Origin of the sequence: Bacillus sp. 41-22 (genome assembly GCF_025809295.1) — a bacterium.
In the GTDB taxonomy this organism is placed as follows: domain Bacteria; phylum Bacillota; class Bacilli; order Bacillales; family Bacillaceae_G; genus Bacillus_A; species Bacillus_A mycoides.
Map to the genome: position 1 here is coordinate 2,994,593 of NZ_CP084035.1, position 23,887 is coordinate 3,018,479.

A 23,887-nucleotide genomic window follows, 5' to 3' on the forward strand; every position below is an offset into this window, starting at 1 on the left:
GTATATCCTTCTTCTAAGTTAATCAAAATCAAAAAATTAGCGAAGCATCAATCTGACGGGGTTGTTACAACTTGCAAAATATTCCAATTGTATAGTAGTATATTTTATTAGTAATTCCCCCAATATACAGACATCCTTAGGCGAACAATAGAGAATAGATTGTTAACTATTTCACAATATACCCGATGATTGTTCATTGATTTGATTGTTTCTCTCCAAAAATTTTATTTTTAATGGCAATCCCTGTAGGTGTTGCTGCAATTCCACCTAAACCTGTCTCTCTTAATTCGCGAGGCATCTGTCTTCCAACTCTATACATCGCTTCAATAACTTCGTCAGCATTGATGATATTGTTTACGCCGGCTAATGCGATGTCCGCTGCTGCTAAAGCATTTGCCGTTCCAATGGCGTTTCTCTTTACACAAGGAATTTCTACCAAACCAGCGACCGGATCACAAACTAAACCGAGTAAATTTTGTAATGCAATCGAAAAAGCTACAGAAGATTGCTGTGGCGTTCCACCTGCAGCTTCTACCGCAGCTGCAGCCGCCATCGCTGAGGCACTGCCTACTTCAGCTTGACATCCTCCGTACGCTCCTGAAATACAAGCGTTGTTTGCGACTATCGTTCCAAATAACGCTGAAGTAAATAGAAAATGAATCATATCTTCATGACTTAACTGCAACGTATCTTTAATACTAAATAGGACTCCCGGAATCGTCCCACTCGCACCTGCTGTTGGAGTTGCACAAATAGCTCCTAATGCAGCATTTACTTCATTAACACCGATAGCACTTTGGATCCCTAACACCATCAAATCTCCAGAAAGGGTTTTCCTATTTTCTCGATAGTTTTTAATTTTAACAGCATCACCTCCGGTTAAACCAGTTGGAGAAAATACACCGTCGCCCTCGATACTTTTATTTATAGCATTTTGCATAGTCGCTAAATTTCGTTCCATTTTACTCCAAACTTCTTCATAAGTAGATTTAGTTTGTTCAATTTCCTGTTCAATTGCTAATTCATAAATTGTCTTTTGGCTTTTATTAGCTGCATCCACAATTTCTTTTATGGCCATATACATATTTTTTCACTCCCTAATGTAACTAAAGAATAATGAGCTTAGCTATATTGCTTAAATTTCCTAATTCCTCCTGGAGATTACCAGGCAATAGCGAATCCAATGCGAATGCATATAAATATTCCCTATTTCCTTCTAAACTATGAAAGTTATTAATTTCTACATCATATTGTTTAAAGATCCTGCGTAAAACAAATTCAAAGTCAGCTCTTTCGGAAATTGCAATAATGACTGGCAATGGCCCCTGCAGATCTAAACTAAATCCGTCAATTTCAACATGTTTGATTTCAATTAATCCACCGCCGACAGAAATACCCATCGTTCTAATACTTCGACTTTCATCCTCTAAATATACATCTGCCGTATTTGGATGATCAGCAGGACTATCACCCGCTTTTTCAATAAAGGTAATGTCGATTCCTTTAGATTCTGCTATTTTAATAGCATCTGGCACTTCGCTGTCATCGGCTGCAAATCCTAGTATCCCAGCAATAATCGCAAAATCAGTTCCATGTCCTTTATGGGTTTCAGCAAATGATTCATAATACCTTACCACGACTTTTTTTGGAAGACCTTGAAATAATTTATTGGCTACTGTTCCAATAGCCAAAGCACCTGCAGTATGTGAACTTGAAGGACCTATCATTATGGGCCCAATCACATCAAAACAACTTTTGTATTTAACAACCTTTTTTTCTTTAATAGATGCTACATTCATGTTCATATAAGCACCCCCATAATTTATTATTTTTAATTGCAGTTGAATCTAAGTTACTAAAATGACTGATTCAAAACAAGACCTTATTGAAGACGCTTTCATTCTCGTGTCAAATACACTTTTCCTTTTGATCACATACCTTTCTTAGAGTAATCATGTCAGTATGTCCAAATTTAAAAGGTTATTTACAATGTCATTAGGATTTTTGCAAAAAAACTAGGTTTGATACTTTCTCTAGAGGTAATAAATTCTTTCTCGACGCCCTCATTATAGCTTGTATATTTATGAGTACAATATTTTTTTATTTTTAGAAAGATTGAATAAACAGAATCTTGAATGGGTAATAGATTACACTTAGCATGTAGCAATTGTGTCCTTTGTTTGAAGCTGTATTAGTTAGTAGAAAAGCAAAAATAACACAGAGTTCCTTTCATTAACACATTGATTATATTGGAAAATCATTATAATGATACTTATATTATCCTTTGTTGAAACATTTAATTTTGGACATGAAAGCTGTTGCAATAAATGATTAATATAGATAGCAAGTAATAAATTAATGAACTATAAAATCATTTTTGAATATTAATCATTAATTTTGCATTAACATTCATTTTTCGGAAAAAAGGAACTTCTTTTTTTATAATCTTAATTTAAAGTAATATTTTGGTAATATCCAACAATTTACACCATCCCCTTTACAGTTATGGAAACCCTAATTAGATTTAAAAAGAGAGAAGAGCTCATCGATGCTCCTCTCTCTTTTTTATTTACTTAAGATTACTATTCAAATTGCTTATTGCATCTTTAAGCTGACTTTTAAATTATAAACTTTAATTTCCATACTTCTTTACAAGCCGATAAATGAAAAAAGTATATGTTCCTTCAAAATTAAGTTATAAAAGAGTTCTGTTTTCCTGTAACATATTATTCATCCTTCTATTCACAGAAAGTACGCTTCCACACTAAATAAAATCTCTCCGTAAACGTCCAATAGCTCTAAAATATACAAATATTGAAGAATATGAAAAAAACACTCTTATGAGTGCCCTTCTTAGCAACTAAGTCCGCTGCAACTATTATCATTACCCCGATGAATTTTGCCTGTAAGAGGAAATTTTAAGTTCATATTTAATTATTAAAATAAACCGCACCAAAGTTTTCATTAAATCTTTTACACCAAACAGAAACCGAACCATATTCACTTACATCTATCCCTTCAGGAATTTCGTAGTTTTGGTCTCCTTTATTTCCCTTTAATTTTCCTAATTCAATATACTGATAGTTTTTCACGTCTTCATTATTTTTCAAACGATTTGTAGGAACTAATACAACTCGTACATCTGGCCCATTAGATGTTGCAAAATCAGAAAGTCGTAAAACACGTTTTCCATCCGCTAATTGGTAAATTTTTGCCGTTCCAGTTGTTTCATGGACACCGTTTTGAAACTGACCTTCCCTTATTACTCGATCACTTTGTTGCCTTACTTCAGTTGATTGTATCTCTGCTTGTGGCAATGATTCATTTACGTGCTTATCAATAAATAATTTCTCTGGTCGGAACAATGACCATAAAATCCCCAATACAATTATCAAACCACCTATAAGCCATACATATTTTCTTTTCATAAAGTAAAAAACCTCCTGTAACATACTGTGTAGTAGTATGTTAACAAGAAGGTCTTTCATTTTTCTAACGTAAATGTTACAAAAGTCTTTCAGCCGTCTTATTTTTTTACTGATGTGATGGGAAGAGTGAACCAAAATTCACTTCCCTGCTTACCATCTGCGCGATTCCTTACACCAATTTCCCCTTTGTGCATTTCAATCAATGATTTTGCAATAGCTAATCCAAGTCCGGAACCTCCAGATTGTGAACTTCTTGATCGATCTGTTCTAAAAAAACGTTCAAATACGCGTAATTGATCATTTGGAGAAATTCCCATTCCTTCATCCCGCAAAGTGAATTGGACCTGTTGAGTTGGTTTATTTTCCACTACAGTCAATTCAATTGTTCCAGAGATAGGAGAATATCGAATTGCATTATGTAATAAATTACCTATGACCCTTTCTATTTTACAAGGCATAATCAAAAGTCGAGGTAATGTATCAGGGACATCCAATTGCACATGGATTTGTTTGTCTCCTAATAAGACAGAATGTGACTCTAATACATCTAATAGAACTTTATCTAAATGTGTGAAACTTGGGTGAAAATCTACTTGCTCAAACTCTAACTTTGAAAGATCAAATAAGTCGTTAATTAATCCATTTAATCTTTCTATTTCTTTTAAAACCGTTGCTAAGTATTGCTTTTTCATTTCAGGATCTTCAATCAGGTTATCTTGTAATGCTTCTATCATCATTTGCATGCTAGTCATAGGTGTTCGTAAGTCGTGTGAGATATTGGTAATTAGCTCCTTACGAGAGTTTTCCTGTTCCTCTAACTTAGTAAACCCTTCTTCTAATTTTTTTGCCATCTGTTGAAAGGCTGTTGCCAATTCTTTAAACTCACGTGGTTCTTGCCCAATTATATACATCGTTTCAAAGTGTCTATCACTAAATTGTTTCGTCAATTTTATTAAATTTTGTATAGATCTCATGATAGGACGTGTCATTAACCAATAAATAAACGTTGAAATAATGAATGCCACAAATGCAATTACTGTTAATAACCGCGTTTGTTCCGGTTCAAGTAACATTTTCGTATCACTATACCATATAGCAATTACCATAATACTAGTACTTAATAGATTCATGAGTAACAATTGAATACGTAATCTCATGTTTCATTTCCTCCATTTGGCTCAAAGCGATATCCTATACCCCAAACCGTATGAATCCAACGATTCTTTATCGTATGCTTCTCGAGCTTTTCACGTAAACGACTCACTAACACGGTAACTGTGTTTGATGCTCCTTCATGTCCAAAATCCCAAATTAATTCAAGAAGCTGCGAGCGAGAAAATACTTGTTTTGGATGCTTTGCCATGAGATAAAGTACCTCAAACTCTTTCACCGTTAACTCCACTTCCTTATTACAAACAAGTACATATCTTGTCTTTGGATATATTTTTAAATCTGGAAACTCTATCACTTCCAATAAGGATTCTTTCGCTTGTATTTGTACATGGCTTCCTCTTCTTAGTATAATTTGAACCCTTAATACTAATTCACGAGGGGAAAATGGCTTTGTTAAATAATCATCTGCCCCCATTGTTAAGCCTAAAATTCGATCCCTTTCCTCTCCCTTAGCAGTTAACATAATAATAGGGACATTTGATTGTTGACGAATTTCCTCGCATAATTCCCATCCATCTTTTTTTGGCATCATCAAATCTAATATAATTAAATCTGGTTGATGTGTAAGAAATAAATCCCAACCTTCTTTACCATTTACAGCGGTATAAACTTCATATTCTTCTCTTTCTAAATACCGTTTGCATACTTCTCGAATATTTTCTTCATCTTCTACGATTAAAATTCTTTTCTTCATATACTATCCTCACTTCTTTTTCACCAATAACAAAAAATTTATTTTTTCTATTATCCAATAAAAATATCTTTATAGGTAAAGATATAAAAACTAATCACATAAATAAATCAGAATTCCACATTTCACCCTCGAAACGAATGAAAATTCGGAAAATAAATCATGTAATACAGATAGTAATCTTAACATTTGATTACTTATATGACTAGATAAGTATTTAAAATAGTAGTTTCTAAATTATATAAATTAAAAGGAATGAGTCCGATTCAACATCGAACTCATTCCTTATTAGTAACCTAAATTATTGTATCTAACTTTTCGGATTCAATTCATTTCCAGTTCTCTTTCCAAACTTAGCAACAGAACTGTTACCTATTACTGAACTCTTGATAGATTCCATGCTATAGTATCAGTCCCATTCTCTCCATTACCATATTTCATATAATCGATTAAATATCCTACCTTTAACTTATTACCATTAGATAGTATGTTCCATTGCTTATGGTGTCCAGTGAAATTCTTTGGATATGCATGATTAAATTTAAAAGTACTTGCGTTCTGTTTTTGATCTAAATGGATATAACTATCTTGAAGTTTTAAATATGCATAATCTGAATAAATAGGATTTTGAAATTTAATTAATACCTCTTCATCCTTTTTAATTGGTTTTCCAGGTTTAGGTTGACCTACTCTTTCAATAATTACATTCACTTTTTCATCGCTAGATTTTTCAGCCCAAAGATACTCCCATTTATTCCCTGCATGATGACTTCCCAAATAAGCTGTATTTCCATATGAAGCCACGGTATAAGGAACTCCTTCTGTAACAAATTCACCTGAATTATCTACTACATAATCTTCAAATTCTTTATTAGCTTTAATTTCAGTATCAATCTTTTGTGTAGGCGTTAGATTGTGTGCGTCATTGATTTCAAATGTAACTTTTCTGTGCGCAGCAATTTCAGATTTAATAGGGTGTATATTTTCTCTAGACTCATATGTAAATCCATTTTCACGTTTAACCAGTGTTACTGTTTGTGACGGAGCATTCCATTTCTTACTATAAGTAGTAGGAATATCTTTACTCACTCCAAATAAACCAGGTAAAATTGTTGCCCTAATCTTTTGCGTCACAGAATCATAACTACCTTCTACTAATGTTGGTTGCTGTAGCTTTGCAAAAGCTCCGTGTACAGAGTCTTTATGTAAATAACCGCGATCTCCCTGTCCCGCTTTTAAATCGTTCAATGCATCAGTTCCATTATTAGCTGAAACCACTGATACGTTATTAGTACTTTTAGCCTTGTTTACAATATGATTTACTTTTTTCGTATCTATATTTACCTGTTGAAAAACTTCGTTATAGGATAAAACTGGCTTATCAGCAAGAGATTTGTCTTTAGGAGTATATACCCTAAACTTTGGTATATTTCCTATATCTGTTTCTAATTGTTCAGTAGCTGCATTTACTCTAGACTCATATCTCCCTGAATCCCCCAAATGCATAATTTCTTCACCTTTTTCAATAGATAAATCCATTGTACTTGTAGGTAAAACTTCAATCGAAAGAAGTTCCCCTTGTTCAACAGCTTTCAATTCATCCAAAGATAAGACAATATTCGCATCTGCTTGTCCTTCTAAACTGTCAATTACTACTTCTGTTTTATTCCGTCCACCTTTTTCTGTACTTAAATAGTTTGCTTTATAACGATCTTGTGTTGCCTTTACAGTATTAATAATTTTGTTTCCTAAACGAATATTAAAATGAGGCGAAACATTTTCAGCGGATGCTGTTCCTACATTCTTATATTCCAAATGTACCCGTAATTTTGCTGCGTTCGCTGTATCCACAGTTGTTGCAGTAGACCAATCAAAATTATTTGTATAACTCTCCGTTTCTGTAGTTGTTTTTGAATATCCGTATCCCACATTTGCTGAAACACTTCCGGAAGGAACAGGACCGGCTGCTGAGCCTTCTACACCACCTGAACCACTTAAACCTACATTAAACGAATGTTGTGTAGATACACTTTTTTCCCATCCTCTACTAACTGATCCACCATTATTATCCGTAATGGTTGCAATAGGAATTACTTCAATTCGTTTGACACCAATTTGCAAATTCGGCATGTTGGCAACTATCGGATTGAAATTAGTATCAGAATCGTTGTTATAATTCTCAACCTCATACATATCAGTAAAAGGATCACCATCCGTATTTGCATTCATAGGATTCGATATAAATTTTGGTTTCCCTTTATCCTTCTCGGGATCCCATGCTTTCGCTTCATTTTTTCCAGTTTGTGAATTGAATTCAATTTTATATCCATTAATCTCTAAGTCGTTGGAAATACCATCTTTATCCCAATCGTTGTTTGCCATTTCAATGTTTTGTGTAATGAGTGAACCTATTTCCCCATCAGATCCGAGCGTGAAATTCTTATCTTCTTTTTTTACATTTGCATTCTCTTTGAATATTTCAACTGTACCTCCTGGATTCGGTTGTTTTACATCTGCTAAAGCAGGAGATGCTAAAGTCAGTGCCATCGATACACTACCTAATACACTAATTGCTGGCTTCAATTGTTTCATTGTTATTTTTCCTCCTTGGTTTCTAGGTCCATTAGAACACCTACTAGTAAGATTAATTTCATCATATATAACAAATCTTTCTTTTCTCTCTCATAACTGTTAAAAAAGTCTCTCGTAAATATTACAAAACACTTACAGAGTTTTTAAAAGCCATAAAATCTATATATGAAACATCAAAAAGCCGTAATATGAAGAATCGATTACAATATATACAAAAAAGCAGCTAGCCAAAGCTAACTGCTCACTAACTTATAAAATTTCAGTAAAAGAATGTATTAATTTTGAAGTGTGCAAATTGGGAGAGTGACTTCAACTATAGTCCCCTTATTCACTTCACTCTCAATAAATACCTTCCCCTGGTGTGTTTCAATAATTTTATAACAGACCATTAATCCTAAGCCGATTCCCTCTTCCTTAATACTGTAAAAAGGTTCTCCTAAATATGGTATACGTTCTTTTGGAATCCCACATCCTTGATCGATAAAGCGAATCCTTATTTGATTATTATCAAGTTTATCAAATTGAATCAAAATTTCTCCTCCTGTTGGCATGGATTCAATTGCATTTTTTATAATATTAACAAATACTTGTTTTAATTGATTTCCTTCACATGGAATCAGTGGAATACCAGGTGTAAAATCAATTCTAATTTTTATATTATTCATCATTGCTTGAGGTTGCAGTAGCATTAAAACTTGATCCATTAGCACACTAATATCATTAGGTTGTATCTTTACCACCTGTGGTTTGGCTACCGCCATAAATTCATTAGTAATACTTTCTATACGCTCAATCTCTGATGATACTATATTTATATAACCCCGATTATTCTCAGTTTCCGTTGATTTTAGTAATTGCATAAACCCTTTCATTGCGGTTAATGGATTATTAATTTCATGAGCCATTGCAGTCGCTAATTGTCCTACGACAGCAAGTTTTTCAGATTTCCGTAGTAATTCTTCTGTTTTTAGCCGTTCAGTGATATCACGAGAAATACTTAGGAAAACTTTTTTACCATTTAAGTTAAAAACACGGACACTAAACTCAGTTGTTATTATTTTTCCTGTTGGAAAAACATATTCATCTTGCAAAGTGAAGGAAGTTTGTCCCTCTCTAATTCTTTTTAACAACCTTACAATCATTTTAGAATCTTGTGGTACTACATTTGGAAATGGTAACGAGAGCAGCTCTTCTCTACTATATCCAAATCTTTTACAACCAACAGGGTTTACCTCAATGAATCGACTTGGAACATGATTTTCATTCAGCTCTACTACATATACTGCATCAGTTGCTTGTTCGATTAGTGCACGGTACTTCATTTCACTATCTTTTAATTGTTGGTGTAATCGATGTCGTTCTCTTTCTGCTTGTTTTCTTTCAGAGATGTCTCTACATATTGCAGATAAAGCTATCACATTTCCTCTTACGTCTAGTATAGGAGAAACTGTCAGACTGACATCAAGAAGACTTCCATCGTTACGTCGTCTAACAGTTTCTAATCTAGTAACTACGGATTCTCTAGTTAGAATTTTCTGAATATTTTCAAGTGATTCTTCCATTAAGAAATCTGGTACACAGGGTAATCTCTTACCTATGATTTCTTGTAATGACCATCCAAATATCTTTTCATAAGCTTTATTTGCTTGTAAAATATGCCCTTCTCGATCAGAAATGGTAATAGCATCTACATTATGCTTTATAAATGATTCTAGTAATTCTTTGGTAGCTCTTAATTCTGATTCTACCTTTTTCCTTTCGGTTATATCGACTATAGAACCAACAACTTCCATAACTTGTCCATTTCGTTTAATCGGCCTAAGTGCAATAAGAATAATCGTTTTATCATCTGGCCAGGGTAATTCGAATATAATTTCTTTCCCTTCCCATGCCTGAAGATAATACTTCATCAATTGTGGAACTAAATGTGGTGGAACAATAGAAGCATCAATAGTCCGTAAGCTTTTCCCTACCACCTGTTCAGAATAAAATCCTTTTTGATAATAAAACTGTCCATCACATAAAGTGTGTATAAAGTGCTTACCCACTTTTTTAAATTTAAAAATCCCTCCTTGAAGCTCATGTACGGTATCTGTGAGTTCTTGCTTGGATTTTTTTAATTCCCGATTCATTTTAGATAAGTCCTGTGTTAAATAATATAATCTCTGGTAGGCTTCCATAAGAAATAGCCCAATTAAAAGCCCTAAAGCTATATATAATAAGCCTCCAGTGTAAAGTAACTTAGTATTAAAGAATACACCAACTAACCACTTTATTCCAACAAAAACAGAAAAATATAAAGATGCACTTTTAAAAGGATGAAGGTTTTTAAAATATGTTTTAAAAGTAACAAATAGGATACCCAAACCTAAATAAGCAATCACAGGAGGTTCCCAGTAACCTCCAATGTAAAAGATACGCATGATAATAATGCTAATTAATGTAATCCAACCAGCAATGCGACCAAAGTAAATAAAAGATAAAATAAGAGGAACAACTCGAAGATCGTAGGAAAATCCCATGTATGGAAAAGAAAAGAGCATCAAAGTAACTGCAATAATCCCTCCATAGAATTTTTCGAAATATCGCCTGGAATGAATCAAAAACACTTGAATAAATATCGCTGCGCTAACTAATAAAGAAAAAATAGAAAGATTGATGAAATAGTCTTTAATAATCATGTAATGTCCCTCCTTGCATTAAAGATATATTCGACAAAAAAACAGAAAATCCTACAAATAGTACAAACAGTTCAGGTGTAAAAAATATAATTCCCTACATGACAGTACATGTAAATAGTATCATATTGATTCAAATCGAAAACCAGGGAATCTTCCATTTGAACCTTCAAACACCCCAAAAATAAGGTGTTTATTCTCTCTTTTTATTTAAATGTTATGTACAAAAAAACGTAGGAATATTTAATTCCTATGTTTTTTATAAATTAATCAATTCCTTCACTATTACAATTCTTCAAATTCCTCAATTTCGGCTTTTCGCTTTAAAAATATTGCAATATCTTTATTACAAGTTGCTCTTTTAATGTATTCGCAATCTTTTGGTTAAGCCATACACATAAAGCAACCAGCACCTTGATTCAATATTCACTTTTTTACTGTACAAATTCTTTTGCTTTAGCTAGGTGTTCTAGGAAATAAGGAGCCTTATGCCGTTCAATTTTTCACTTAACTTGGTGTCTAGTTTAGTGTACCATCCCCATGCCCATCAACTTAAGAAAATAGATTCACCCCAAAACGAAAATTCTATCCATTGTTGTCTATTAATAACGAGAATTATGTAAATGAGCTGTCCATATGGGCAGCCCCTATTGTATTTTTTGCTTAGGGTGTTTTTATGTAGTGCTTGATGAAAAAGTAAGAAATAATCTTTAATTATGTACATCGCTTTATATTCACTTAGTTCTTTCTGTTTCTTACGTAACAGGAGTTCTCTCATTTTAAACATAGTAGAAGAACATAATAGGATACTAATGAGTTGTCCATAAAGGTGGCATTCTAATCGCTCTTGTTTTTGATGCATATTCATAAAAAGCACGTCACCCTTTCTCATTAACATAAGAGAATAGTAACGTGCTTTTAAGTTTAAGAATAGTCTAAATCCTTAAGTTGATGGGTACGGGGGGGTACTCCTATTAAAGAAAATTCCCATTCTAAAATTGAAGATACTTGTAAATTTAGTACGAATCTCAGTTGAACTCCTGTTACTTAATTGTCCCCATCCCACCAATTTTCACATTTACCTTGACGTTTACATCGCCCTTTGCTAATTCATTATTCCATTTATTTTGGACTTTTTTCCATTCTGGATATGTGTAAGTTCTTGCATATCTCCCAAGCCCAATAGGATCAATATTGGCAGTTTGTATTTTCTTTATTAATTGCTTGAAATCAGCTTCCAGCTTAGTTTCAATCGCCTTTTGTAATTTTACTGCATCCTTTCTTGTATTGAACGAAAAAAGCCGTTCTGTAATGCCGACCTTCATCTTTATATCTGTATTAAATATAAATTTATTATCATATCTTGCCTTTGTCTTTACTTTAATGTTATAGGCAGCAAAGCTTATCCAATCTTTATCCTGGCTATCCGACTTTAGTTTAATTGGGATTGTAAATGAAAAATCACCTGTAGTTCCTTGCTGCAAAATGCGTAATAGTTTGTTTTCATCAGGTTTTAGCGTTAATTTATGCCTTCCTTTTTCATCTAACAAAGCTGTACCTGCCACAAATACTTTATTCGTTTTTTTCATTTCAGTAATATTCGGTGTTACCCCTTTGTCTGCTATTTGTTCATGTAGTTCTTGAAGATTTGTTTTTACTGTGATATTTCTTAAAGAGGCTGTATCAACTAGTTTTGTTAAATATAGAGGAAGACGTGGCTTATCTTTTGGGTTATAAAAGATGACGTCCGAAACAGGTCCATCAACAGCAACAACCCTTGTAGTAACTGTATTTTTGGGGTCTCGTTGAAATGGATCGAGATATTTCATCCAATTTTTTTGTTTCAATAGCCGTTTTCCAACTAAAATCACCTGTGTTTTACTTCCCGAGGTAAGTGCCATAACAGCAGCATCAAATTTGTCTCTAGAATTTCGAATCGTAGCAGATTTCACACCCGTAACCTCTTCTTTTACCTTGGCCTCTTTATTAAAAACAGGACTTGACATGTACACCAATAGATTATTATTACGATCTAAATCCATACCAAGTACAAGAGTAAGGGAAACATCTTCAATATTTGTTTGATCAAAGCATCCAGTCATCATGAACACCGATAACAAAATACAACATAGTACTTTTCTTTTCAATGTATCTTCCCCCAATGAGACTTCTGATATAGCCAGCCATACATCCATAAAATGATAGGTAATATATAGGTTAACCCGATCCCAGCATTCGATAACACCTGTAGTCCCGTTTCGGCTTGATTCCAACTAGGACTAATCCAGAATACGAAGCCGATAATGAGTAATAAGAGAATAACTACATGAGAGCTGTGATCTTGTTTCCCAAGTAATCGGCTTGAACAAAATACAGAACAGAATATGGCAGGAATCCAGCATGTAGAAACAACGGGCAAGTAAGTAGCCAATAAAATCATGTCAAAACGTTCTAAAAACCGAAATTCAATTACTTTAAGTAAATTTAGTACCGGTTGGTTAAATTGCGTAATGCTATCAGGGCTAAAATAGGCAAAGCAAACAATAGTAGCGAATAAATAAAATAACATCGTTAAAGTGTTTGCAATAACCATTCCATGGACTGCATACTGTTTTTTTCGTAAAAAGGGATATAAAAAGAACGCAATGTCAAATCCTAAATAAGCATAGATAGTGGTCGGCACAGCCGTTAATATAGGCTTCCACCCCTCTTTTAAGAGCGGAAAGAATGGCATCCAACTTCCGTTCTCTTTAAGAGGTACCAAAAAAAATAACGGAATCCAAAGCAACATATAAAAAGTAAGTTCGGAGTACCGCCCTATAATACGAGGGCCGTTACGTGCGACAAGAAAGGTAGGAATCGAAAACAAAAAGATAACTAGATAATCAGGCGTTTTTGGAAGAAGCCATCCCTTAAGATAAAGCATAGCGTTCACAAGAACAGTACAAGAATAAAAAGCGAAGTACATCATGTAAATAACAACAAGTGTTTTCCCTATTATTTTCCCGAAAAATCGTATAAGAATTTCGTAAAGTGTGTCCTCGGGATATTTTGCAGCTGTTTTCACAATAAAAACACCTGATATTGTGGAGAATATCCAGCCAATGAATATAGCTATCCATCCATCTGTTCCAGCTTTTTCTGCAAGCACACGTGGAAGAGATAGAACGCCAGTGCCGACCTGCATTCCATTGATTAAAACAATATACTGCATAAGAGTGATGTCATTATAGGCATATTTTTTCATAATTTCACCTTTTGTTATGATTCTTACCTTGTCGAATAGATTGAATAGCTCCTGTACCCTTAGGACGCCTTCTGATTGCCCATAAAGGAAAGCGTATAAAAGTATCTTTCATATCTGCAAAACGAAACGGTGCTAACGGTGTTCCATAAGGAGTTCCTAGTGATTCAAGACTGATAAGATGTCCAATTAATGTCATCCACCCGATAACCAGTCCTACAATTCCAAATAATGCAGCTAAGATCATCATGGGGAATCGTAAAAGTCTAACTGCAGATCCCATATCATAGTTAGGGATAATAAAAGAAGAGATGGCTGTAACAGCAACAACAATAATCATAATGTTACTTACAATTCCGGCCTGAACAGCTGCTTGTCCAATGATAATACCTCCTACCATTCCAACTGTCTGACCAATCGGGGTAGGCAGGCGTAAGGCCCCTTCTCTCATCATTTCCAGCGTTATTTCCATAAGTAATGCTTCCATTACTGGAGCAAAAGGTACGCTTGTTCTTGACTCTGCAATAGATAAATAAAGCTCTACAGGAATAACTTCGAAATTAAAGGAAATAAACGCAACATAACTCGCTGGCAAAAATAGAGCAACCAAAAAGGCGATAAAACGAAGTATACGAATAAACGAAGCAACTAGCCATCTTGTACCGTAATCATCCACCCCTTGAAAAAAAGAGATGAAATTTGTTGGAGCAATTAATACATTTGGCGAATGATCCACTACAGTCACAAATCTGCCCTGTAGAATGTGCGATACGGCTAAATCAGGTCTTTCTGTTAACATAAATTGTGGAAATGGTGAGTACGGGTTATCTTCAATGAATTCAATAAGTTCACCTGTACTAGTAACAGCATCAACTGTTATACTTTGAATCCGTGTTTCTAATTCCTTTAGCACATCCTCAGAAGTTACATCTTTTAAATATAAAATAGAAATCTTTGTTTTGCTTCGTAAACCAATTGTTATCTCTTTTATCATTAATTGGCGATGTGGAATATACCTTCGAATCATTGTGATATTTTGAGCTCCGGTTTCTACAAATCCTTGATGCCCACCTTTTAGAGATATTTCGTTATGAGCATCTTCAATACTTCTTTGCGGCCATCCTTTTGTGTCCAATTGATACGCTGTAGTTCGACCGTGAATTAATAAAACACTATCTCCTTCTAAAATAGCATTTTCACTCTGACTCCACGTATTAATAATTTTAATTTGTCCTAATGTAATGGGAAGTTCTGTATTGGTATCAAAATCACTATTCATCAAAGGACTTAGAACATGATTTTGAATCAATTCTTTATCTGTTAATCCAGACAAATATACTAAAGCGGCTTCTAGTCCAGCTTCTGTCATTTGAAACCGTCGAATCACTAGATCAGGTGATTGATGAAATACATTCTGAAGCTCAGCTATATTCTTCGATAAACTAGCTTCTAAGAGAGAGTCTTCTATATTTTTTTGGGGAACAGGAGTATCGTCTCGTATTGAACATGATTTAGGATTTTCTCTATATTTTAACCATTTCAGAAATTTAGTCATGGCTTCCTCACCTTCTATGCACCTTCTATAGTATGTTTAGTATGCATATATGAAGAAAAAATATCCTAATAATTAGAGAGATAACGCCAGACTTATTACTATAAAGTTTTTGGTGCATATTTCATAAAGGCAGGTTGCAATTCTCATTAACATAAGAAAATAGTAACCTGCTTTTAACTTCAAGAATAGTGTAAATCCTTAAGTTGATGGATGTGGGGTACCGCCACATGCCCATCAAGCTAAGATTTTGAGATCCCCCCCATGCCCATCAACTTAAGAAAATAGATTCACCCCAAAACGAAAAAATGAGCTTTTCTGTTAAAAGTTAGCACAAAATTTCGTTCTGGGGGTATTTGTTTTTCTTAGCTTGATAGCGATGTGTACCATCCCTAATTAATGCATTTTTTTGGGTTCAGTTCATTATATTTTCTACTTTGTCTTTATACACAACATATTCTTTCCCATCCACTACTGCTACCACCGCAAATTCATCATTTGGATTGAATGAAAGCCAGTCAGCCCACATGCTTGTATTAGCACCTCCACTCCACATATGATGAACAGTGTTTTTAGTTAAATTCATAACTTTATAAGACGCATTTGGTGCATTTGTTCCAGTCTTTATTTCAAAAGTGTATGCGTTATGGATTTTTTTATAAAAGTAAAAAACGTTTGATGGACGAAGTAGATTCATAAAATCCTGTTCTTTCTTCTCTGCAATTTTTATGCCTTCTAGTAATGTGACAACATCTGTTCTTAATGTTTTCCAACTATCTTTAGCTGAATTCAAGTTAGGCTTTAAAAATTTATATCTATTTTGATCAGCTTTTTCATCAGCTTTATCAATATGCCCCAGTACGCCCGAATATTGAGAGTCTAAATCATCCCATTGTGTGGACATATAAGTAAGAGCAGTAATAGCACTATCAATCGTACTATGCATATCACTAATATTATGAAATGCAACTCCGACTACACGATTTAATGTAATTTTATAATCTACATTTTTACGTAATTCTGCTAAAGCAGGCTCTAATCGACCTAAATTATCTCTAGCAGTACCTATCATTATGCCACCAGAAATAAGCGTGGGGATAAAAGGTATTTTCACCATTATTAATCCATCAGATTCTAATTTCTTATAATAGTTTACTTGTCCTAAAACTTCATCTAAACGCTTTTGATCAGTCTCCACATCAGCTCCTTGGTTTTTTAAAATCGATTGCAAGGTCTCTTTATGGCTTCCAAATACTCTAACATCTTCTCCAATAGCGTTTTTAAATTTAGTTAATTCTTCTATTAATGCTTTTGCAGACTTTTGGTTTCGTTGAATTCCCCCCCTTAAATCAGTAATCCCCTTTTTTAAAGTATCCCCATTTCCATTATTGATCGCCTCTACTAATGTTTCATAATAATTTTCAAACTTTGTATCGTATTCAATAATGCCGGTCAATGTATCTAAAAGCTGTTTTTTTACTTTTGTATTCCATGTAACAGCATGTGCTCTTGCATTCTTTTGATCCAGTACAATTTTACTAGGTAAATCTGCATACCCATTAATAGAAATTCCTTCAAAACTCACATCCGGATTATTAATTAGCAAATAAGAATATTCATTCATAGCTTTTGCAAATAACCCAGCATCTTGTACAGTTTTTTTCATCTTTTCTTCATTTGCTGAAAGAGACATATCTCCAGTGTTCGTTTGTTCAGTTTCAATTGCAAAGGTTGCTACTGGTGTGACTGCATAGGTAGTTGTCATAATTAAAAATGCTGATACAGCCAGTATTTTATAAGGTTTTTTTTTCATCTTTTCTTATTCCTCCTGTATAGAGTATGATTTCAAGTCCTATTCTTATTAAAAGACGATGTAGTTGCATAGATTCGATATTATTAAGCGAATCTATATAAACTGTCCCCTATTAATCGATTCTGTTACAAATTTTTAAAAACAAGTAAACTACATGGCTATCTTTTTATTTGGATAAAACTTATATATAAGTGAAAGGCGAAGTCTTTAATGAGACTCCGCCTTTTTAATATATAAGGATTTATTAATTATCGCTTTACTGTTTAACAGTGTAATCATAGACTCTCTATGTTATGGTTCACTTTGCAACAGAATTAATATTTCCCTATTTTTGTGGAGTAACAGTTTCCACTTTTAATTCCTTTATCCCTTCTTTTAATGTAACAGCATCTGTTCTTAATGTTTTCCAACTGTCTTTCGCTGCATTTAAATTAGGTTTTAAGAATTTAAATTTATTTTGATCCGCTTTTTGAGCTGCATTCTCAATATGCCCTAGAACGCCCGAATATTGAGAATCTAAATCATGCCACTGCGTGGACATATAAGTAAGAGCGTTAATAGCATCATCAAGTGCCTTGTGCATTTCATTAATATTACTATAAGCAACTCCAACTACGCGATTTAATGTTACTTTATAATCCACGGTCTGACGTAATTCTGCTAATAAAGGCTCTAACTTACCTAAATTATCTCTTGCTACTCCCACTATAATACCGCCAATTATCGGTAGACCCAAAATAGCACCCTTCATTACATTAAACCCATCAGATTCTAATTGTTTATAATAGTTTACTGATCCTAATACTTCTTCTAGACGCTTTTGATCGGCTTCAACATCTGCACCTTGGTTTTTTAAAATCGACTGCAAGAGATCTTTATTGCTTCCAAATGCTCTAACATCTTGTCCAATAGAGTCTCTTAATTTAGTTAATTCTTCTATTAGTTGTTGTGCAACCTTTTGATTTTGTTGAATTTCACCTCGTAAATCTGTAATCCCTTCTTTTAAAGTTTCTCCATCCCCTGTATTAATCGCCTCTACCATTGTTTCATAATAATTGTCAAATGTTGTATCATATTCAACAATACCAGTCAATGTATCTAAAAGCTGTTTTTTTACTTTTGTATCCCAAGTAACAGCATGTGCTCTTGCATTCTTTTGATCTTGTACAATTCTACCAGGTAAATCCACATATCCATTAATAGTAATTCCTTCAAAGTTCACATCTGGATTTTTAATTAACATATAAGAATAGGCATTCATAGATTTTGCAAATAACCCGGCTTTTTGCAAGGTCTCTTTCATTCTTGCTTCATTTGCAGAAAGAGCCGTATCTCCATTGTTCGTTTGTTCAATTTCACTTGCAAAAGTTGTTACTGGTGAAACTACATTAGCGGTTGTAATAGTTAATAACGTCGATACAGCGAGTAATTTGTAAGGGATTTTTTTTATCATTTCATTTTCCTCCAATTTAGGTTTTAATTTTCAGTTCTATTCCTGTTTAAAAGCAATATCTTTTGAAATGAATTCTGCATCTTTATGAATATCATTCCAACTTTCTTTAGCAGCTTTTAAATCATCCGGTATTAAAGAGAATTTGTGGTCTTGCATAGAATCGATATTATCCAGTAAATCTGTATAATTTGCGCCCATTGTATTCCATTGCTTTTGAATATTTGTTAGAGATAATATCGCTTGATCTACAGTTTGATATAGATATGCCAATGTTTCTTTCGCGTTAGTAAGCGAAAGAACTGCTTGATTAGCACGATCTGCTTTCATACTTAATTCTCCGATTTTGTTAGAAATTTCGTTATAGGAGTCCATATGCTTAGATGCCGTGACACCCGCCGCAGTTCCTAGACCGATACCAGCTGCTCCAAGAGCTGAAAGTCCACCAACAACAGCTGGTGTTGCTGTACCACCAGTTACAACAATTACAACTGCTCCTCCAATAGCTGCAATAACTAAAATAGCTGCTCCCAATCCACCACCAATTGACCATGCTAATACATCATCAAAATGTTTTTTCTGAGTAGAACGAAGTTGCTCAATTTCAGCTTGAAGTTGCGGAATCGTTGCCTGTTGACCTGCTAATATTGCAGTTAATCCACCTTTCCCATCTGGACCACCAACATTATTTTTAAAATCTGTAGAATTTTGATATAGTTTCCCTTTGAAGTCTTGTAGCATCTTAATTACATCTGTAACCTCTTTTGAATTTGTATTAATTGTAGTAATTAAATCACTTATGCCCTCTTTTAGACCTGCCTTATCTTTCTTTTGTACAGTATCTACTAAAGTGTCGTAATAATTTTGAAATTGTTCATCGTAATTTACAATATTACGAGCTGTTTTTTGAATCTGTGGCTTCGCTTTATCTAACCAATAATTCGCATTGATTCGTGACAGTTCTTGATTAAGGTGAATATTTTTGAGCAACTCCCCTCCTTCTGATCCTAAATCGATATTAGATAAATTTACATTCGGTTGCTTAATCATTGTTTTTGCGTACAAATCCATTACAAGAATATGAGACCCTGTTTCAGCCAATGCTTTCTTCAGTCCCTCGGGACCTAAAGCATAATTGCCTACTTTTTGTTCTTGAGCGGTCGTTTCTTGTGCAAATGCATGAATAGTGTTACCAGTAGTAGCAGTTATAACCGTTGCCAGAGTGGCTAAAGTTAGCACTTTGAATGGGAATTTTTTCATAACTATTCTCCTTCTTTCGCTAGATTCTTATAATCTTTATAGTTTTTTCAAAAACGTAATATCAAAATTTATATACCTGTTCTTCAAGGTAACTTATTACATTTTTTAATTGTCTTAATGTATCTTTTTGAGACTGCTCGTTAGTTGCATCAACATTAGTAGATAATTTTGTAATGTTATTTTTTATTAGATCCAAATCTTCTTTATAGCGCTTTAGTAGGTCAAGTTCTACATCTACTTGATTTGCAAACGTATGCACATCATTTTGTGTAAGAAGAAGCATTGATTTTTGTAAATCTGCTATTGATAGTTTCGTTGTTAAATCATATATTTTTTGATTTTGTTTCTCTAAATCATCTAAATATGCTCGCTGTTCTGCTGTTAGTTTATTTACTTCAGCGAAGACACCAAGTGTTTTCTTAATCTTTTCAGTATCAATGGCTTTCATCAGGTCATATTCTTGCGTTTTTGTGGCTGCAGCTGCAGCTATTTCACCTTGTTTGCTTCGCTCAATTGCTTCACGAGCTGCTTTTTTGGCTGATTCAATTTCTAGAGCAGTTTTACCTTGCTCTTTCGCTTCTTGCGCTGCTTTTTTCTCTGCTTCTAGAATAGAGTTGTTAATTTCTTTTCCTTTGTTATACGCTGCCATCCCTGCTTGAGCAGCCGGTTCAATAATTTCTTTTGAAAGACTATAAACTTCTTTGAATATAGCAAATCCCTGCTCATTTAAAGCTCCTGGTATTAATGCAATTTGTTGTAAATCATTTTGAATTGCTTTCTTGGTATTTAATAATTCATTTTTTAACTGATCTATTTTCCCTGTTCCATCTGTACTTAGTATGCCTTGTGCTGTTGCCACATCAGTATCGAAATCTTTCAATTTTTTATCAAGCTGTAATTTAAGTTCTGTTAATTCATTAATTTGTCGTTGCGCATTTTCTTGATTCGTCATAGCCATTTCTTGAAGAACTTCAAGTCTATCCAAAAACCCTTCACTATCTTCTTTATTGTCTACATACGATTTTAATGTCGGGTAATAGCTATTAAATTTCGTTACAAATCCTTTACTTTTTGAATTTAATAGAATTAACTGTGGATAGAGTTCTGATGACCATTCCTTCATATCTTGTTTGATTAGGAATTGATTGGTATTTAAAGCTGGGACTTCCTCTAGCTGTACATTAGGACTCATTAAAGATTGATCAATATACGTTTGGATTAATTTAGATTGCGCACCTAATTTTCGTAATGATGAAGAAATATCCATGCTTTCCTGTTGAGTTTCTGCTTGAACGATTGGTGTTGCGAGAGTATTGATAGGAATAGTTGCTCCAGTTACAATGGATGTTATTAAAAATCCTGTCATTATTTTATTTTTCATTCCGTACACTCCTTTACCATTGTTTTTTATAACTCGATTCATATAACTTGTACGCCCTAGCGCTAGGCTCTCTCCTTGCACACGCATGAGGAAGGGGAAGTCTTTCGGATAGGGTGTTATCGTTATTATTTACTTCTAATAGGATCTAAAGATTTTACTTCCCTCTCATTTAGATACTCTATTTTTCAAATAGGAAACGATAAAAATTCATCAGCTATATTTGAATTAGCTGCCCAATGAGTAGGAAAATATTATTTCTCCCCTAGAGCTGCTAACTTACAGAGCCGTGAAGATAGATAAACTATTGCTTCTAGAGTTAATCCTGTCATGACCTTTTTTTAATATCAATTTCATAATATGGTTTTTAGTTTTGTCAGCAATAGCCTTACAAGACTACAAAAGATGAAATTATACTGTACATTGCTTATACTTTTATTGCGGAATAAATTCACTTTTGTTATGCAGTAACTTAAAACACTTTTATTACAAACTTGATCCTTTTGAGACTCTAGACCTCCTGATAAATTAACTGATTATTAAGAAAATTAAACTTAACATGATGTTACTTGCAACTTCACTATACTCCTATTAGCGTAATCTTCTCCTTTCTGTCTGGTCATACCAGTTATGTTGTTCATTAAAACATTAAATTTTCGATGCGTAAATAGCAAAATTTTGTCGATTGCGCCCGATAATTTAACTGTCAAGTAAAAAATCGAGCTGAAAATATTATACCAATATAATCAATTAGGAGTTTTATCTCTGTAATTGTAATGATTACAAATTAAAGTGTATACGGTTAATTAATAACTATTTTAGCTTAACCGTGCAGTTTTATTTTTTTAAAAATACTTATAGAATAATTTAATAGGTTTTTTTATACTTCATTTCCTTTATTTGGTTATGTATAATTGCATATAATATAGATATATCAAGTGATATATGTTATCTTGTTAAATTTTATATAATAGCCCCTAATATCACCATTAATAAATACTTAACATGAAGATATTAATCTATAAACTTATCCATCGTTATTACTATAGGTTTTAAAATTAAAAAAAGCCGCAAAGCTTTCTCGAAAAGAACCTTTGCAGCCTTCTGTTTTTTGTTTCCTTAGAAAAATGATGGTTAGTGTACTCTTTAAAATTAACAACACGGTATAAATCTTTCCATTGTCCTTTAGCTTGGCTATATGTTTCATGGACTCTTCAAGATATATTTGAATACATATTCCTTTTCTAGATCAATCACATACCCTTTCTAGAGTAAAAGAAACAGTATGCTCAAGTTTTAGAGTTACTTGGGCATATATTAAAGTTTTTGCACAAGAAACTGATACTAAGCTTATATTACGGTATATTTTTCACGATACTGTCTAGGGGTCATGTTAGTTGATTTTTTGAAAACCCTTGTAAAATAACTTTGGTCGTTAAAATTAAGCCAAGCACAAATATCTGATAATGGATATGTAGTGAGTGTTAATAATTTTTTTGCTTCTTCCACTCGTTCCCTTTGAATAAATTCACTTAAAGGAATTCCCACTTCTTTTTTAAATAATTTAGATAAATAAGTAGGCGTAATATCCAAATGATTAGCGAGTTCATTGAGAGATATTCCATCGTAAACATTTTTACTAATATGGTTCATACATGTAGTAACCGCATTTGAAAATTTTTGCGCATTGAATTCTTTCACCCGATCTGCAAAAGTACGTAAAGCATCTCCCGACAATCGCCTTACAGAGTCCACGTTATCTAGTTGTTCCATGGTTTGGATATACAAAATACTAAGAGCAAAAGCAATGTCTGGTGGGAGATTACCTTCTATCGCATATCGAGTAGCTAAAGTAATCGCAATAATCCCATGGTTTTTTTGGTTTCTGAGTGGATCCGCTGTTAAAATTAATTCAGTATCTTCCTGCGAAACTGCATACATATATTGCAATAACTTCTTTTTATCTCCTTCTTTGATTGCTGAAAAATAATTATGTACTAATGCCATGTTGTGAGTTTTAGGTTTATTTTGTTGGCGTTTTAAAATATATAGATCAGGTTTCACAATTTTATAGGGAACTTCCTCTAGCACTTTATTTTTTTCTAAAACAATATCTACATCTAACTTTTCATTGAAAATCATGTAATGTAATAAAACTCCCATATCAATTAAAGTAGTTTTTTTAATCTCAGGTAGGCACTGATAATAGGCTAGTCTTTCTTGAATATTATTATTTAAGTTAAATTCTTTCCGAAGTTTAAAGGTTATATCATCTGAGCCCTTTGGATGTATAGTGGGACCGATTATAATAGTCCCTTTTATGTAATCATGATTTGCTATATGAATTAGGACGAAATTTTCAAGATAACTGTTACATCTGAAAAGTGGCAAGTTATTGGGATCATTTTCTTGATAAATGTCACTAAGATGTTCTTCTTTAGAAGAATAAAAAGGACTACAAATATCATCAGAAGTAGAATGATATAAGATTTTTTTGTCTGTGGATAAAATGTGAACAGGTACATTAAAGACTTTATGTGCGAGATCACACAAGTGTTGTATATCGATAGAATTATTCATTACCTTCTCCTCTTAATTAGATTAAATGATAAATTTTTACATCGTTAC

General features: G+C 33.4%; 15 protein-coding genes and 1 pseudogene. All 16 read right to left on the bottom strand.

Going from position 1 to position 23,887, the window contains the following annotated elements:
* Positions 1–193 precede the first annotated feature (193 nt).
* Positions 194–1,084, bottom strand: a complete 891-nt coding sequence (gene sdaAA / locus LCF45_RS15345; protein ID WP_002128063.1) for an L-serine ammonia-lyase, iron-sulfur-dependent, subunit alpha — start codon at positions 1,082–1,084, stop codon at positions 194–196.
* Between the two features lie 22 nt (positions 1,085–1,106).
* Positions 1,107–1,805 (bottom strand): L-serine ammonia-lyase, iron-sulfur-dependent subunit beta, encoded by a 699-nt coding sequence (sdaAB, locus tag LCF45_RS15350; RefSeq protein ID WP_078203556.1) that lies wholly within the window; start codon positions 1,803–1,805, stop codon positions 1,107–1,109.
* A 1,125-nt stretch (positions 1,806–2,930) separates the two neighbouring features.
* A complete protein-coding gene (locus tag LCF45_RS15355) occupies positions 2,931–3,428 on the bottom strand; it encodes a DM13 domain-containing protein (RefSeq protein ID WP_002017161.1) in 498 nt (165 codons plus the stop codon).
* Between the two features lie 98 nt (positions 3,429–3,526).
* Entirely contained in the window at positions 3,527–4,585 is a 1,059-nt protein-coding gene (locus tag LCF45_RS15360) for a sensor histidine kinase (RefSeq protein ID WP_002128066.1), read from the bottom strand.
* Positions 4,582–5,295: a response regulator transcription factor gene (locus LCF45_RS15365; RefSeq protein ID WP_002017159.1), complete on the bottom strand. Its 714-nt coding sequence runs from the start codon at positions 5,293–5,295 to the stop codon at positions 4,582–4,584. Before LCF45_RS15365 ends, LCF45_RS15360 begins: the two co-directional genes overlap by 4 nt.
* A 372-nt stretch (positions 5,296–5,667) precedes the next feature.
* Complete coding sequence (locus LCF45_RS15370; protein ID WP_002128067.1) at positions 5,668–7,884, bottom strand: binary toxin-like calcium binding domain-containing protein; 2,217 nt, start codon at positions 7,882–7,884, stop codon at positions 5,668–5,670.
* Positions 7,885–8,159: 275 nt separating this feature from the next.
* The gene (locus LCF45_RS15375; protein ID WP_078206914.1) at positions 8,160–10,565 is read right to left on the bottom strand and encodes a PAS domain S-box protein; all 2,406 of its coding nucleotides are present in this window, start codon (positions 10,563–10,565) and stop codon (positions 8,160–8,162) included.
* 664 nt (positions 10,566–11,229) lie between these two features.
* Positions 11,230–11,415 (bottom strand): annotated as a pseudogene (locus tag LCF45_RS15380) (IS4 family transposase); the annotation flags it as partial.
* A 190-nt stretch (positions 11,416–11,605) separates the two neighbouring features.
* Positions 11,606–12,709 (bottom strand): Ger(x)C family spore germination protein, encoded by a 1,104-nt coding sequence (locus tag LCF45_RS15385; protein ID WP_078203558.1) that lies wholly within the window; start codon positions 12,707–12,709, stop codon positions 11,606–11,608.
* A complete protein-coding gene (locus LCF45_RS15390) occupies positions 12,706–13,809 on the bottom strand; it encodes a GerAB/ArcD/ProY family transporter (RefSeq protein WP_078203559.1) in 1,104 nt (367 codons plus the stop codon). Before LCF45_RS15390 ends, LCF45_RS15385 begins: the two co-directional genes overlap by 4 nt.
* 4 nt (positions 13,810–13,813) lie before the next feature.
* Positions 13,814–15,361 (bottom strand): spore germination protein, encoded by a 1,548-nt coding sequence (locus tag LCF45_RS15395; RefSeq protein ID WP_044444144.1) that lies wholly within the window; start codon positions 15,359–15,361, stop codon positions 13,814–13,816.
* A 412-nt stretch (positions 15,362–15,773) separates the two neighbouring features.
* The gene (locus tag LCF45_RS15400; RefSeq protein ID WP_000730119.1) at positions 15,774–17,171 is read right to left on the bottom strand and encodes a hemolysin BL regulatory component HblB; all 1,398 of its coding nucleotides are present in this window, start codon (positions 17,169–17,171) and stop codon (positions 15,774–15,776) included.
* 325 nt (positions 17,172–17,496) lie between these two features.
* The gene (gene hblB / locus LCF45_RS15405) at positions 17,497–18,624 is read right to left on the bottom strand and encodes a hemolysin BL binding component B (RefSeq protein WP_000591974.1); all 1,128 of its coding nucleotides are present in this window, start codon (positions 18,622–18,624) and stop codon (positions 17,497–17,499) included.
* 36 nt (positions 18,625–18,660) lie between these two features.
* Positions 18,661–19,881 carry a hemolytic enterotoxin HBL lytic component L1 gene (hblD, locus tag LCF45_RS15410; RefSeq protein ID WP_002128070.1) on the bottom strand — a complete coding sequence of 407 codons (1,221 nt, stop codon included), beginning with the start codon at positions 19,879–19,881 and terminating at the stop codon, positions 18,661–18,663.
* A 61-nt stretch (positions 19,882–19,942) separates the two neighbouring features.
* Positions 19,943–21,262: a hemolysin BL lytic component L2 gene (gene hblC, locus LCF45_RS15415; RefSeq protein WP_002185457.1), complete on the bottom strand. Its 1,320-nt coding sequence runs from the start codon at positions 21,260–21,262 to the stop codon at positions 19,943–19,945.
* Between the two features lie 1,347 nt (positions 21,263–22,609).
* Positions 22,610–23,839, bottom strand: a complete 1,230-nt coding sequence (locus LCF45_RS15420) for a helix-turn-helix domain-containing protein (protein ID WP_002017151.1) — start codon at positions 23,837–23,839, stop codon at positions 22,610–22,612.
* Positions 23,840–23,887 lie beyond the last annotated feature (48 nt).